The organism is Candidatus Delongbacteria bacterium, from assembly GCA_041675285.1.
Classification (GTDB): Bacteria; CAIWAD01; CAIWAD01; order CAIWAD01; family CAIWAD01; genus CAIWAD01.
This window is the reverse complement of the sequence record JBAYTZ010000017.1, coordinates 29,403-45,105: the sequence shown is the minus strand read 5'-3', so window position 1 is coordinate 45,105 and position 15,703 is coordinate 29,403. Positions and strand designations below refer to the sequence as shown.

Annotated in this window: 4 protein-coding genes; all 4 read right to left on the bottom strand. The window is 65.9% G+C overall.

Going from position 1 to position 15,703, the window contains the following annotated elements:
• Nucleotides 1–36: 36 nt before the first annotated feature.
• The 4 genes from WC326_14035 to WC326_14020 all read right to left on the bottom strand — a co-directional run bounded on the left by WC326_14035 (nucleotide 37) and on the right by WC326_14020 (nucleotide 15,700).
• Complete coding sequence (locus WC326_14035; protein MFA7332184.1) at nucleotides 37–6,531, bottom strand: right-handed parallel beta-helix repeat-containing protein; 6,495 nt, start codon at nucleotides 6,529–6,531, stop codon at nucleotides 37–39.
• Nucleotides 6,532–6,628: 97 nt separating this feature from the next.
• Complete coding sequence (locus WC326_14030; GenBank protein ID MFA7332183.1) at nucleotides 6,629–10,294, bottom strand: T9SS type A sorting domain-containing protein; 3,666 nt, start codon at nucleotides 10,292–10,294, stop codon at nucleotides 6,629–6,631.
• A 103-nt stretch (nucleotides 10,295–10,397) separates the two neighbouring features.
• Nucleotides 10,398–13,538 carry a T9SS type A sorting domain-containing protein gene (locus WC326_14025; GenBank protein ID MFA7332182.1) on the bottom strand — a complete coding sequence of 1,047 codons (3,141 nt, stop codon included), beginning with the start codon at nucleotides 13,536–13,538 and terminating at the stop codon, nucleotides 10,398–10,400.
• A 95-nt stretch (nucleotides 13,539–13,633) separates the two neighbouring features.
• The gene (locus tag WC326_14020; GenBank protein ID MFA7332181.1) at nucleotides 13,634–15,700 is read right to left on the bottom strand and encodes a T9SS type A sorting domain-containing protein; all 2,067 of its coding nucleotides are present in this window, start codon (nucleotides 15,698–15,700) and stop codon (nucleotides 13,634–13,636) included.
• Between the last annotated feature and the right edge of the window lie 3 nt (nucleotides 15,701–15,703).

The window sequence follows — 15,703 nt, the reverse complement described above, 5'->3', positions numbered from 1 at the left end:
GACGGGGGCGGCGCTCCGCCCCCGTCCGCAACCACTCTACTTGACCAAGACCAGCTTCTTCTGCTCACTGAAGCGGCCGGCCTCCAGGCGATAGATGTACATGCCGCTGGCCAGGTTGCTGCCGTCCAGCCGCACCTCGTGGTAACCGGCCTCGCGGGCGCCCTGCGCCAGCACCGCCACTTCCTGTCCCAGCGCGTTGTAGACGGCCAGCTTCACGGAAGCGGCCTCGGGCAGCGCGAAGCGGATGGTCGTGGTGGGGTTGAAGGGGTTGGGGTAGTTCTGCTCGAGCGTGTACGCCGTCGGCAGCGGGCTGCCGTTGACGGCCAGCACATCCACGAACTGGTTGGAGAAGTCGCGACCCAGCACGCTGGTCAGCTCGGGCTGGGCGCCCTGGCCGAAGCGCAGGCCCACCCGGCTTCCGTCGGCCAGCTGGCCGCTCAGGGACACGGCGTCGATGACCCACTCCATGCCGTCGCGATAGAAGAAGACGGGGAAGTCCGCGCTCGCTTCCAGCAGGGAGGCCTCGCAGCTCAAACGGGCGCTGAAACCCTTCAGCGTGCCGGTCAGGACCAGCTCCTGCAGGCCTTCACCCGGCTGCAGACGCAGTTCGGGAGAGGGGCCGGCGGGGGTGGACAGGTTCGGCAGTTCGGGACCGTTGTACCCGTAGTTCATGGAGAAGATCATCAGGTCTTCGAAGTTGATCCAGTTGTCCGGACCGGGCAGACCATAGCTCGACCAGTCGTGGGTCGGCGCGATGTCCAGGTCGCGCACGGCAGCCGTGGGATGCGTGCCATAGACGCCGGCCAGGCGGGTCATGTCGGCGGACTTGACCTTGCCGTCGTAGTCGTCGGGAATGACCGGATCGGGCAGCCCCTGCTTGGCCCAGTCACCCAGATAGTAGTTGGTCGCCGAGGCCACGGCCGTGGCGGCACTGGGGTTCACGCAGTCCGAAGCCACCACCACGTAGTCGTAGATGCCACGGGTGGCCAGCATGTCATAGGTGAATTGATCCACGTATGTGACAGCGCCCGCCGCCAGCGTGGCGATGGGCGTGCCGGGGAACTGGGAGGGCCACAGGCGGGCCGACGGACGACCGCCCACGAAGGGATAGGTGCCGCGCAGCGCGCGGTAGATCTTGATCTCCGTGTTGCCCGCGGGGGTGTTCCAGTCCAGTCGCACCTGGTGATAGCCGGGATCGGCATCCAGGCCCGCGACGGCCGGAGCCACCGTGTCAATGAAGAAGTCGTCGCTGTTGTAGATCGTGCCGGCGTTGCCCACCGCGTCCACCGTGCGGAAGTAGATGGTGCGGGCGCCCTGGCCCAGGCTGGAGATGTTCAACAGCCAGGTGCCGTCATAGGAGGCGGCAGCGATGCCCGTGACGGCATCCGTCCACAGGCCGCCCGTGCCGCCGATCTGGTACTGGATCTTGCCCAGCCCGTAGCTGTCGGAGGCCGACAGGTCGTAGAGGATGTTGCCGTTCACGCAATCCTGCGCCGGCGTGGTGCCGTCGATGCCCACCGCGCTGGGCAGCGTGCCGTCCACCTGCAGGGCCAAAGCGGCGCCCGTGGTGCAGGGAAGCGGCGTGTTGAGCAGACCGCGCACCAGGGCCGAGGCCAACTCGAGCTGCGCGGTGAATTCCGTGATGGTCGGCGGGGTCTGGGGCAGACCGTTGAACTCGAGGGAGAACAGGTTCGTGGTGCTGGTCATGCCCACGGTGGCACCCATGATGGACAGGCTGAGGTGCAGCTCGCCCGGCGTGTTCTCGTAGAAGTTGAAGTAGACCATCTGCGGAATCGGGTCAGGGGATGCGGTCAGGATTTGAACGGGCGCCGCGTGGCTGAGCTGGGTGGGATCATAGGTCACCACCACGTCCATGCCGCGCACCGGAACTCCCGGGATGGGCGTGACGCTGTAGGTCACCACCGCCTTGTCCGGATAGGGCGTGCCGTTGTCGTCGAGCGAAATGCGGCTGACGTTGATCGCCTGCGCGATGAGCGCCTGGGCCTGCATCCACGGCTGGAAGGTGATGTAGTCCGTGACGGCGTTACCCGTGCCCGTCGGGTTGTTGACGGCATGATAGGGGCCGCTGATGTCACCCCACCAGTTGTTGCTGGCCTGCAGGCTGAATCCATTGCTGGGAACGCCGGCCACGGAGGCGCCCACGCCATTGCTGGCAAGAGTGTTTCCCGAGGCATTCAGGGCAGACGTGCGTCCCAGAACCGGGAGAGCCGTGCCGCCATAGTAGGCCTCGTTCAGGTCCACCGTCACGCCGCTGAGGCCATTCCCGGTGATCACGTTGCCATCCATCAGGTGGCCGCTGTTGATGGGTCCCAGATAGATGCCGTGCTTCTCGTTCCCCTGGATCTCGTTGCCCGTGATCGTCAGGTTTGCCGCGCCCATGGCGGTGGCCGATGCCTTGTCCGCGCCCATGCGAATGACCACGATGCCGCTGCCGTACTTCAGATTGGCGTCGCTGGGCCCGCCGTTGGTGCTGCTGCAGTTGGTGATCCGGTTGTCGCGGATGGTCAGGTTGCTGATACCGCCGGCCAACTCGATGCCGGCACGGTGGGAGCCGCTGATCTCATTGTTCTCGATGTACGTGCCCGTGAAGTCGGCGTTCTGGGTGGAGGCATAGGACTCGGCCGCACCCCAGATGAACACCGTGTCCCCGTTGCCGCGGGTATCGAAGATCTTGTTGCCGGCGAAGCGGCTGTTGGTGATGCCCTGCCGGTTGGCGGGATAACTGGGCGCCGCCAGGTACAGACCCATGCGGCCCTTGCTGCCGTCCTGGCTGGTCACGTTGGTGACCGGACCCAGCACGTTGTTTTCCACCACCACGTTGTTCAGGGTCGTGCCGGTGCCGCCCGGGATCTGGGCGTTGACTCGCAGCAGATGGTCGCTGTTCGTCCGCGCATTGAGAATCTGGACCACGAAGCCCCGGAAGGTCACGTCATCGCTGGCGATGTCCACCGGATAGGCGTCCACGGGGAGGCCCGTCGGATCCGGATAGTCGATGATGGACTCCACCGCAGGATTCCAAGCGTAACCGGCCGGAACGGCGTAGCCCATTTTGGTGATGGCTTCCGTCGCACCCAGCAGGGTCAGCGGTTTGGCTACCACGATGCGCTCGGAATACAAACCGGCCTGCACATCCACTTGATCGCCCGCGTCCGCCGCGTCGATGCCGCGCTGGATCGAGCCTGTGGAGGTCACGAAGACTTCGCCGGCCTTGACGCGCGCCAGGCCCAGGGCCGTGTTGTCCAGCTTGTGGGTCAGCTTGTGCTCGATGGCGTAGTTCTGGGCCAGGCTGGCCGTGGCGCCCGTCAGGCCGCCGAAGCTCACGCCCGTGGCGTCCAGATTGCCCGCGTTGTTCACCAGGGCCAGATAGTCGCCGCTCTGGCCGCTGAGGGCCAGGTTGCCCAGGCTGGTCACCGAGGCGGTGGCGTTTTCGATGGAGAGGCCCGTGGTGCCGCCCGTCACCGAGACGCCGGCACCGATGGCCAGTTGCACGGCGGCGTGGGTGGTGCTGCTGGGACTGTCCAACACGCGGATGCCCGTGGTCGCACCCGTGATGGCCGTGCCGTCCAGCGTGGCGTGCGCGCCGTCGTCGGCGTTGGAGGAATAGCCTTCGAAGTTGTTGAGGAAGATGCCCGCGGCCACGTTGGCCACGCTGCCGCCGCTGATGGTGGCCGGGCTGATGCTCTTGACGTTCCAGACCTGGATGCCAGACGAATTGGCGGGCGCACCCGTGCCGTCCACGACGTTGTTGAGAGTCGTGCTGGGAACACTCAGAGATCCCAGCGTGATGCCGCTCCACTTGGTCTCGTTGGCGTCGGTGATCGCCGTGATGGTGTTCCCCGAGAGCGTATAGGGGGACGTGGGACCATAGTGCAGGTTGTGGAAAATGCCCGTGCGACGCGTGGACATGGTGTTGGCACCGATGACCTGATAGGCAGCGGCTCCCGGATTCGCCCGGCTGAAGTTGCCGGTCTGGATGCCCGTGCGCACGTTGCTCATCACGTTGTTGGTGACAGCGGCGTATTGGCTGTTGTAAAGCAGCACACCACCGCCCCAGAAGTTGTAATCGTTGTCGGCATCATAGGTGCCCAGGTCCCGGAACAGGTTGTCCTCCACCACATGACCGCTGGTGGCAGGGGCGCTGTAACTGCCGCCGAAAATCGTCACGGCGAAGTAGACCAGATTCTGGAAGAGGTTGTGCCGAATCTGCAGGCCGTCGATGTTGTCCTCATAGGTGGTCACGCCCTCGACGGCATGCATGTCGGCGCCGCTCCAGCCCAAGCCGTTGGCGGGCAGGGAGGGGTTGTCGCCGTCAATGGTGAAGCCGTCGATGGAGACATTGTCCACGCCGGCCAGCACGTGAACCACTTCGCCCCCGCTCGTTCCGCCGCCCTCGGGGGCATTGGTGAAGGGCACGATGATGGCCTCAGCGACCCGCAAGCCCGTGTTCGGCGAAATGCCGTAATTGGGGCCGCGCAGGTCCACAGTCTTGGTGACACGAAGGTCCTCGGCGTAGGTGCCGGCGGCCACATTGATCACGTCGCCGGGCGTCGCTGCATCGATGGCGGCCTGGATGCTCATCCCCGGCAGCACCTCAAAGGCCCAATCCGAGGTGCGCTGGAAAGAGGTGTGGACCTCATGTCCAGCGAACACCACGGCGGCAAAGGCCTGGGCCGTGGCCAGGTCCGGCTGGATATGGATGAAGCTTGTCGCACCTGCGCGATAGGAGCTGTTACGCAGCCAGTACTGGTAGCCGGCGACGTTGATGTTCGTGCTCGTCAGGCCGTACTGGTTCTCGATGAAGACGTTGTCCTCGACGAAGGTGCAAGTAGAGCCGTCCACGAACACGTCGTCACAGGCCCGATCAGGATTGAGCGGCTGGGAACAGTAGATGGACAGACTGCCCCAGGTGTTGTTCGTAGTAGTGGTGTTGTCCACGGCCACATGGTGGCAGCCAGTGATTTGGATGCCATTGCCATAAGTGGCGTCGCGCGAAGTAATGTGGGACAGGACCACGTTGTCGTAGCCGTGGACATCGATGCCGGCCCGGTGCAGGGCGATGGCGCCGGACCCTTGCACGGTCACGTGGCGGATGGCCAGGCCATCCAACACGTTGGGTGTGCCACTGGCATGGATCATGTAGCCCGAGCGGGTGGTCGGGGCTGCGGTGGCCCGCTGGATGGTGAAGTTCTCCAGTGCGGCGCCACCGGCGGACACCAAAACGCAATAACCGTCCGAGCCGGTGTTCGACAGCAGAACGGTTCCTGCCTCGGACTCACCGCTGAGCGTAAGCGCCTTGTTAATGTAAAGTGTGGAACTGACGGGATAGCTTCCGTCGGCCACGGAGACCGTGCCGTCTGCAGTGGCGGCGTCGATGCCTTCCTGGATGCGGTGGACAGCGCCCGTCTGCGGACTGTCGTCATCCACCCACAGGCTGCTGAAGTCACCCTGGAAACCCAGGAGACCGGGATTCACATCCGTGCCCGTCGCCAGCCAGGGAGTGAAGTCGACTTGGCCGGCGCCAACTCCGGTGATGGACTCGCCGGTTCCGCCGGGATGTCCGGTCACGGTCGGCCCGGTGTCGCTTCCCCACCAATTGCCGCTGCAATTCAGCGGGGCCTCTAGGAGGTGGCTGAAGTCATTGGTATTGCCTTGGAAGTGGTTCCCCTCGAACAAGAACGTGCTGGGCCACCCATTGTAAATGATGACGCTCTCGGCCAGACTGTTGGTGATCCAGTTGTTGCGGACAGTCACGTCCTGCGGTCCACGTGGGCCGTTCAAGGTGTACCAGGACTCAGCCAAACAGGTGAACTCAATTCCCCACAGGTTGTGGTCCAGGATGTTGTTCTCAATGGTCAGGTTGCGGGCAGTCTCCACCCAGATGCCGTCATTGGTCACGTTGTCGTGGATGTTGTTGTTGCGGACCAGCAAATCGCTGCCGCTGGACGTGACGGACTGGATCACCAGCGCGGAGCTGGCTGTGTTGTAGATCTCGTTGTTCTCAATCACCAGGCCCACGTAATCCAGGTGGGTGGTCAGCTTGGGAATCGGGTAGTTGAATCCCTCGGATTCATAGCCCACGTAGATGCCGAAGCCCCAGTGTCCGGGCTGGATGTTGGAGACGGCGCAGTTCGTGATGTGGACGTTGGACAGGCTGCCAGGAATGCTCGCCTCATAGCCGACGATGATGCCGTCCTGGGTGTAGTTGGTCACGTCGAGATTGTTGAACGTGACGTTGCCCGATTTGATCTTCACGCCGGTGGTCCATTGGTCCGGTAGTCCGGTGCCGCTCAGGACGGCACCGTCTTGCCCATTCAAGGTCAGGGCCTTGTTGACCACAACCTGCTCCATGTAGGTGCCGGCGGCAATCTCGATGATGTCCCCGGCACTAGCGGCATTGACGGCCGCCTGAATCGTCGTGTAATCTGTCGGCACGAAGAGCGTCGCTGCCCACGCCTCGCTGGCGATCAAGGGCAGGGCCGCCCAGAGCAGACACGATAACGGTCGTTTCATGGTGTTCTCCCTGTGTCACGACGGTCGCGGGCTCCGTCGCAGATGAAGCCGGCCGACCGGCACCCATCGCGGAGCGCCGGCCGGCCGCATTCGTGTGTTACTTGACCAGAACCAGCTTCTTCTGGTCCGCGAAGCGTCCCGCCTCCAGGCGGTAGATGTAGACGCCCGAGGCCAGTTGGCTGCCGTCCAGGCGCAGCTCGTGGAAGCCGGCCTCGCGCGAACCCTGATTCAGCGTCAGCACTTCCTGTCCCAGCGCGTTGTAGAGGACCAGGCTTACCTGGGCGGCCTCGGGCAGCGCGTAGCGGATGGTGGTGGTGGGGTTGAAGGGGTTCGGGTAGTTCTGCTCGAGGGCGAACTGCGTGGGCAGCGAGCTCTGCAGGTCGTTGGCCGTCACCGCCACGGCCTGGTTGCGGTTGTCGCGGCCGTCCACCGCGGCCAGCACGGGGCTGGCCTTGCCGGCGAAGTGCAGCGTGACACAGCTGCCGTCCACCAGGTTGCCGCCGAAGGACGCGGCGTCCACGATCCAGGCGCCGCCGTCACGATAGAAGAAGACCGGGAAGTCCGCCGAGGCGCTCAGCAGGGCCGCCTCGCACTCCAAGCGGGCGCTGAAGCCCTTCAGCTGGCCGTCCAGGGTCAGGCTGTAGTCTTCGCCCGTTCGGGCCAGGGTCAGGGCCGGGGTGCCGGTGGAGAACTGGTCCACCGGGAGCTGCGGTCCCGTGGGGCCGTAGTTCATGGCGAAGATGATCAGGTCCTCGAAGTTCACCAGGGCGTTGGTCACGCCGTAAGCCGGCAGACCGTAGCTGCTGGAATTGTGCGTCGGGCCGACGTTCATCTCGCGCCCGATGCTGGTGGTGGGGATGGAGCCGTAGACCGCGGCGATCACTGTCAGGTCGTAGGATTCCACGAAGCCGTCATAGGTGCTGGGACCGGTCACGTCGCCCAGGAAGTAGTTGGTGGCCGAGAACACCGCGCTGCGCGTGCTATTGCCCGCGCAGTCCGTGGCCTTCAATACGAAGTCGTAGACACCGCGTGCGGCGTAGGTGTTGTCGGTGGAGAACCATTTGCCCAGAGAGTCAACATGCACAGCCACGCTACCGTTGTAGGAATCATCGGTGCCGTTCCAAGCGGTGGGCAAGCCCGTCGCGTAGGGATATCCCGTCCGCTTCTTCCACAAGAGCGTGTAGCCCGTCTGGTCGCCCGGGGCGATCCAGCTCAAGTTGCAGGCGTGGAAGGCCGGATCGGCGTCCAGGGTGCCGGGGGCCACAGGGGCCACGCGGTCCAGGGTGAACTGGTCGCTCACCACGGAGGAGACCTGGGCCACTCCGTCGTAGCAGCGGAAGGACACGGTAATCGTTCCGTCCAGATAGCCGGCGGGCAGGAAGGTCCAGGTGCCGTCCCAATCCGTGTCACGGATGGGGGTGGAGAGGTTGCTGACGATGGTCGTCCAGGCGTGCGCGCCGCCGACGTCCGTCACCTGGACCTGGATTTCATGCAGGCCCACGTTGTCCGTGGCGGACAGGGCATAGACCAGACTGGTCGGATTGAGGCACTCCACCAATCCGCCCGTGGGGTTGGTATCGATGAACATGACCGGCAGGCTGCCGTCTACGGTGAGAATCTCGTCGGCATCCAACCCTACTGGCGTGATGGGCTGGTTGCTCAGGTTGCGCACCAGGGCCGAGGCCAGGTGCAGGGGTGTGTCGCCCGCGGCAATGCCGTCGAAGGTGAGGCGGAAGAGATCCTCCGGCAAGGTCTGACCGGCGGTCAGTCCGGGGATGGTGATGCTGGCGTCGATGACACCCGGGGAGGATTCGGTCCAGTACATCAGCGGGCCGTCATCGTGGGTGAAAAGGAATTCGAAGGTGGTGAGGTCCAGCGCGTCGGCGTCGTAGGTCAGCGTGACATTGACGCCGCGCCAGGCAGTGCCCGTGGGCACGCAGGCCACGGTCAGCTGAGTGGTGGTCGGAGTGCCCGTCGGGTTCAGGGCAATCCAGTCGGTGCTGAGGCTCTGGGTGATGTTGTAGATGGAGGTCAGGAAATTGGCGAAGTGGACATGGTCGGTGACCGGGTCACCCGTTCCGCCGGGATTGCTGGCGTGGGTCGGGCCGCTGCTGTCTCCCCACCAATTGCCCATGGCCTGCAGGGTTTGGGTGCCGTTGTTCTCCACGGCCAGCGTGTTGCCGTCGAACATGTTGCCAGTCACGTTGACGTCCGTGATGTCGGGAAGGGGGGAACCGATCACGCGCACACGCACGCCGGCGCTCGCACAGCGGTTGAAGGCATTGCCCGTGACGGACAGGGTGCCATCAAAGCCGTCGTAAATGTTGACGGCATGGGCGCCCAGATCGGTGAAGGTGTTGTTGGAAACGACCAGGTCGTTGTTGTTTCCAGCAATGATGAAGCCGGATTGGTCGATCCACCACTCCGATCTGTCCAGGTCCGTGTCGCGCACGGTGTTGCCGCTGATGGTGCCGTGGACGTGGTTGAGATTCAGAGCCCAGCTCTGGTTGTTCTCCCAGGTGTTGTCACGAATGTCCACGTGGTTCGTGCCCGTTCCCCACAGCGAGATTCCGTTGGAGGAGGCACTGCCTGCGAAATAGTTGTCCAGCAAGTTGAAGTACAGGTCGCCCATGGTGCCCGTCAAGTACCAGTTGCCATTGATGCACTCCGGTGCATTGACAAACGCATTGTGCTCGAAGGTCCACGTGTTGTTGAGCTGGTTGATCACGTTGACGAAGCGATAATCAACGTTCGCTCCTGCCTGATTGAAGGTCAGGCCTTTCACGGTGACCGTGATGCCGGCTGCAGTGCCCTGGATGGCGTGCGTGTTACCCACCGGCGCAAGCACGGCTTCGGCAACTCGGGCGCCCATGTTGGGGCTGATGGCCGCGTTGGGACCCTGCAGCGTGAGGCTCTTGTCGATGACCAGCCCTTCGGGGTAGGTGCCAGCGGCGATGTCGATGACATCGCCCGGTGCAGCCGCGCTGATGGCTGCCTGGATGGTCGTGTAGTAGAGGCCCTGGGTCAGGTTGGCCACGGGCATTACGTCGACCGTGTAGTTGTCCACCACGAAACCTTCGCCACCGTAGATCACATAGTTGCTGGCCGTGTCGCCAAAGATCCAATTGAAGCCCCAAGCCTGATTGGTGCCCAGCACATCGGGAGCGCCGCCGCCCACGCCATTGGCCGGGTTGAGGATGTAGGCAACCGGCGGGGCCTCGATGATCAATTCGCCCACGTCTTCGAAGGTGAGCGGATGGTTGCCCACCAAGTTGTGCACCCAACTGGTGTAGGTGGAGGCGCCGGGGGTTTCGTAGACCTTGCAGACTTTGGTTTTGAGGAAGTCCCAGTTGGGCACATCCCAGCGGCTGTCCGCCCACTCCGCATCGGATGGCTCGTTGGCGATCACCGCATAGTGACCCAGGCCGTCCGTGATCCAGACATTCATGTAGGGACCGTAGAGCGATCCGGAGTTGGCCACATTGTCCAATCGGTCGATGTGCAGGGTTTGAATGCGGCTGACCGGTTGGCCACTAATCTGATCCGTGCCCAGGCCGGCCTTCTGGCCGCCCTCAAAAGGCACGAACTCCACGGCGTTCGGCACGTGGGCATTGTTGTTTTGGATGATGGGGGGTGCATTGGTGGTCGAGCCCAGTCGGATGACGAAGGCCTCCCAGCCTGCGTCCACCACAGTGGCAGACACTCCAGCCCGCAGCAGCGGCAAGGCCAGCAGCGCCAAGCCCAAGGATTGATAACGCTTCATCACATGCTCCTGTTGTCGCGCGGCCCGGCGGGGAAATGCGGCGCCGCGTGGTGACCCGGCCGGCCGGAGTCGTGACGGACTCCGGCCGGCCACCCTTCTCGGACTATTTCACCAGCATCATTTTCTGCTGCGCAGTGAAGCCCTGGGCTTCCAGGCGACAGATGTAGAGGCCGCTGGCCAGGGCCGAGCCGTCGAAGCTCAGCTCGTGGGCGCCAGCGCTCTGGGGGCCGTCCTGCAACAGGGCCACCTGCTGGCCCAGGCCGTTGAAGACGCGGATCCGCACCGGGCCGTCCGTGGCCAGGCTGTAGCGGATGGTCGTCACCGGGTTGAAGGGGTTGGGATGGTTGGGGGAGAGGGCGAACACCGCGGGCTGCGCGGGCGCCTCGTCCGTCGAACCGGTCAGCGCCAGCACGCCGTTGGACTCATTGCGGCCTTCGGCGGAAACCAGGCTGACCGCGGCGTCGCGGTCGAAGACCAGCTGGATCACGCTGTCGGAGCCCAGCAGCTCGTTCAGGCCCACCACGTCCACCGTCCAGCCCGTGGCCGTGCGGTAGAAGAGGACCGTGCCCTGGGTGCTGGTGGCGGAGAGCAACTCGGCTTCCGTCTGCAGTTGCGCGCTCAGGCCCAGCAGGCTGCCGTCGGGCAGCAGCTGGCGCAGGGCGCCCGTTCCCGCCAGGCGCAGGCCGGCGGCGTCGGCCAGGCGGCCGGCTTCCTCGCCGCGGCGGATCTGCAGCAGCGGGCTGGTGCCGCACAGGCGGTAGTTCATGGCCAGGATGATCAGGTCTTCGAAGTTCAGCCGGCCGTCGGGGCCGGGCAGGCCAAAGCGCCCCATGTTGTGGGTGGGGGCCACGTCCATCTCTTCATTGGCCGCGCTGGAGAGGTTGCCGTACTGGTTGCCCAGGACCTGCAGGTCCGGGAAGCAGACGAAGCCGTCGTAGCTGCCGTACACCGGGCTGGGGCTCCCGTCGATGGCCCAGTCGCCCAGGAAATAGTTGGTGGCGCTGGCGGGGGTGCTGGCGGCGTCCGCGTTGACGCAGTCGGTGGAGACCAGCACGTAGTCGTAGATGCCGCGGCTGGCATAGGTGTCCGTGGGGAAGTCGTCGTCGTCATAGACGGTGACGCCGGCGCCCAGCACGTCGATCTGCGTGTAGTCGGCGGGCCAGGCGGACAGGCCGGGGCGTCCGGCGGGATAGGGATAAGCGGCGGCGCGCTTGGCGCGGAACAGCTTGTAGCCGTCCAGCTCGCTGCCCGCCGTCCAGGTCAGACGGACGGAGTGGTCGCGCGGCATGGCCGTCAGGCCCGTGGCCGCCGAGGGCGCGCTGTGGTCGATGTGGAATTCAATCGGGTCGGTGGGATCGGACACGTAGCCCACCGCGTCCCAGCTCCGGAAGATGATCGAATAGTCGCCGTCGCCCATCGAGGAAACCGGCACGGTGTAGCTGGGCGTGGCCGCGGGGCCGCTCAAGCCGAGAACCGCCGGCAGCCAACTGGCGCCGCCGTTCAGCGAGTACTCGATGTAGTCCAGCGCCACGTTGTCGCCGGCGCTGAAGTCCACGTCGAAATCGTCGTTGACGCATTCCAGGGCCGCCGTGGTGGCGTCCAGCGTGGGCACGCTGTCGTCCACGTCGATCTCCACGTCCGCGCCATGGCCGCAGAAGATGTCCTGGTTCAACGGGTCGCGCATCACCACCTGGGCGATGTGCACGGCCGTGCCGGGATTGACGTCCTCGCTCAGGCCGTCCCAGGTGATGGTGAACAGGCTGGGCACCGCGCCGCTCACGCCGGGCGTCGGGCCCAGGATGGCGATGGTGATTTCCAGGTGTCCGTTGGGACTGAAGGCCAGGTTGTGCTGGAAAGTGTCGTTGCCCGGATCCGGGGACCAGACCGGGGTGATGGCCACGGGGGCCAGCACGGCGGGATCGTAGTCCACGAAGACCGTCAGCGCGCGATAGGCCAGACTGCCTGCGCCCAGACGATAGTTGGTGGTGACCTGATCGGTGTGCGGCGCGCCGTTGTCCACGGCCAGGTGGTCGTAGAGCGGCTCCTGGTGAACCATGTAGACGCTGCTCTGGGCCATGCCCGCCACGCACTGCGCCACCACGCTGGGGTAGTGGCTGTTGTCGCTGTAGAGGAAGGCCCCGCTGGCGTCCTGCTGGGAGGCCAACCAATGCGCCGCATCGGCGATCTGGTCGCCCATGCCGCTCAGCCGGGTGCCCAGGGTGGTCAGCGCGTAGCCCGTGGTCTGCCAGTCACGGTCGTCGGCCAGCGGCGTGGCGCCGTAGCAGAAGCTGAAGGCACCATCCGGGTAGATGCACTCGAGGAGGATCATCTGCAGGGTGGGCAGCATCTCCGTGTGGGTCCCGGTGGCGGCGAAGGCATCGATCAATCCCGTGATGCCCAGGGTATACCACCAGGTGCGCACTTCGGCGTAGCCGTCGTAATCCCTCCAGGTGGCGTTGGCGGGCTGGAAGAGGCCGGGGTTCAGGTTGAAGGAGTCCTGCCACATCACTTCGGCGATGGCGTCGGCGTCCGCCGCATAGCCACCCAACGCCTCGTGCAGCTTCTGCACGGCCACGGCCCAGCCCCCCAGGTCCCAACCGATGATGCCGTTGGGATAGCCTTGGGTGATGCCTCGCTCGTCGCGCAGAGCTTCGGCAAAGACTGTGGCGCTGCCGTGCGTGGTCAAGTGGTGTTGCCAAATGGCCTGGGCCGCGCTGCGGCAGGCCGCCGGATTGGCGGCGTGCGGCGCGTAATCCAGCAGGAAGATGACGTCGCTGGCGGAACGCACCACGGCCGGTCCCACGGCGATCATGTAGTCGGCCACGTCCGCCAGCGCGGTGGCGTAGGTGGGTTGCGGATCGATCTCCCAGGCCTTCAGCAAGCCCTGGGCAGTCTCGCCCATGGTGTTCTTGGGGCTGGTGGCCGCGCTGTGCTGGAACACGGGCGCCACGCCGAACCAATCCCAGCCCGCGTCGTCCGGATCGCTGTCCAGGCTGCCGTTGCCCGCGTTGTCTTCCGTGACGTCCGCCTGGGCGCGAACCAGGTAGTCGGCGCCCGCTGCCAGTGCGGCACCGAAGTCATTGGGATCGCCGAAGGCGTCGCTGGCCAGGCCGCCGCCCTTGAGCACCACGGGGGCCGGCAGCTCGTCGCCGAAGCGCGAAGCGGGTTGGGGGGCCGCCCAGCTGGTCGCACTGGCGCCCAGGCCGAGCAGGATTCCCAGAGTCAAGAGGCTACGTGTGTGCATGGGGTCCTCTCTGCGTTTGGATCCGGTTCCGTCGGGGGGAAACGGGGCCGGGTCGTGTTGGATCTGTGTCTCGTTGTGTCACGTCTCAGGCGCGCTCAGCGCACCAGCAGCGCCCGCTCCAGGCGCGTCGCGGCGCCTGCCTGCAACTCCAGCAGATAGACTCCGCTGGCCAGCCCGTCGCCGGACAGGCGCAGGGCGTGCGCGCCGGGCTCCAGCCGCCCCGCCTCCAGCCGCCGGACGGTCTGCCCCAGCGTGTTGTAGACGGTGACGCTCACCTCCGCCGTCTCCGGCAGGGTGAAGCGCAGCAGGGTCTCGGGATTGAATGGATTGGGGCAGGCCCCCTGGAAGACCAGGGCCGCCGGCCGCTCCGGACCCGCGTCGTTCTGGATGGCCAGGGGCTGATTGGCGCCGTCCCGCAGTTCGAACTCGGCCACCCGTAGTCCGGCGGGGATGCCGGCGGAGAAGTCCAGCGTCGCCAGCCGGGCCGCGCCGTCTTCGCCGGGCAGCAGGACGCGGTCCAGCAGCAGGCGTCCCGGTGTGGACTGCCGGATCACGGCCTCGCCGGCCACGTCCCTCGGCACCAGCACGGACCCGCCCTCCCAGCACAGCACCAGGTGCAGGCCCAGCCACTCGCCGGCAGGCTCCAGCCGCAGGGCCAGGCCGCCCTCCCGGGGTTCCAGCAGCAGGCGGGTCGGCGAGTCGGTTCGGGCGGCGCCTGGATCGCCGCGCCGGCAGCCCAGGGCCGGTCCGAAGGGCCCGTAGTTCATGGCGAAGATCATCAGGTCCTCGAAGCCCACGCGGTTGTCCGTGAGCGGGATGCCCTCGCGGCTGTTGTCGTCCGTGGGGCCGAAGTCGAGCTGGGGGTCGTAGGCCGGATCGCCCGCCAGCGTGCTGTAGGCGCCGGCCAGGCGCACCAGGTCCTGGACGTGCACGGTGCCGTCCCAGGGCGTGCGCGTGTCCCCCAGCAGATAGTTGGTGCTGCGATCCCGGGCCGTGGCGTCGCCGGGACCCACGTTGCCCGCCAGATCCACGCAGAAGGCCACATAGCGCTGGACGTCGCGCGGGGTCACGGGATCCAGCCAGGACTGGCCGTCGCCCTGGTAGACCAGGACGAAGCCCGCCGCCAGGGCCGCGGCCTCCGTTTCGGGATAGGTGGACATGGGGTCGATGTCGTCGTACTCGGGATAGCGCGAGAGCCCGTCGTCGGACCAGCCGCGCCGATAGAGGCGGACGGCGTGGAAGTCCGGCGCCACGGGGTTGTTCCAGGTCACAAGGCAACCCTGGTGGCGCGGGCGGGCCTGCAACTGGGTCACGTGATACAGCGGCGCCTGGGTGTCCAGGCTGATGGCGTCGCTGAGGGTCGTGCGGTTGCCGTAGCTGTCCCGCAGGAAGGCCCGCACGGTCTTGAGTCCGTCCCCGGCGGAGAGCGTCCAGCTGGTAGGTGCCGGCGGCGCCGTCCAAGCCGGGCTGGGGTTGGCCGGCAGGGTGGCGGACTCGCTCAGGATCCAGCCGGCCAGACTGCCGTCCCCCGGAACCAGGGCGCTGGCCACCAGGGGCTGGGCGCTCCAGGCCTGGTTGCCGGCGGGGTTCAGGGCCTGGATGTCGAAGGTGTAGCCCTGGGGCGCCTGCACGTCCAGGCTCAGGTTGACTTCGTCCGTGGCCAGCACGGGCACCATCTCGTTGTTCGGGCCGCGCAGGGTCGCCCCGTCCAGCTGAATCAGCCCGCTGCCGCCAGCCGGATCGATGGCGTGGAAGAGCTGGCTGAACAGCAGCACGCTCCCCGTCGGGGTCACGCCGGCGGTCTCGCCCAGCAGGGTCTGGGTCACCGTGCGAGTGGCGCCCACGTCGAAGTGGCCGAACCAGCTGTCCGGCTGGCCGGCGAACAGGTCCCCGGCGCCGGGTCCGCCCACGGGCTGCAGGCGGCCGGCGTCCCAGCTGAACTCCACGTTGTAGAGGCGCAGGGGCGTGCCGGGCCCGCCGTCGGGCTGCAGGCTCACCGTCAGCAAGTACTCGTTCACGCCGGTCTCCCAGACCGACCAGAGACCCAGGGTGGTGTCCGGTCCCAGGACCAGTGTGTGCTCGGCCCGGGCTCCGCCGGCCAACAGGAAAACCGCCAGCAGGGCGGTTCGGAACTGCGTGTCACAACCGTGCCGTGTGGTCATGCG

Excerpts from the sequence above, each read along its gene's own strand:
- WC326_14035 (MFA7332184.1), bottom strand. The coding sequence starts at position 6,531 with ATGAAACGACCGTTATCGTGTCTGCTCTGGGCGGCCCTGCCCTTGATC.
- WC326_14030 (MFA7332183.1), bottom strand. The coding sequence starts at position 10,294 with ATGAAGCGTTATCAATCCTTGGGCTTGGCGCTGCTGGCCTTGCCGCTG.
- WC326_14025 (MFA7332182.1), bottom strand. The coding sequence starts at position 13,538 with ATGCACACACGTAGCCTCTTGACTCTGGGAATCCTGCTCGGCCTGGGC.
- WC326_14020 (MFA7332181.1), bottom strand. The coding sequence starts at position 15,700 with ATGACCACACGGCACGGTTGTGACACGCAGTTCCGAACCGCCCTGCTG.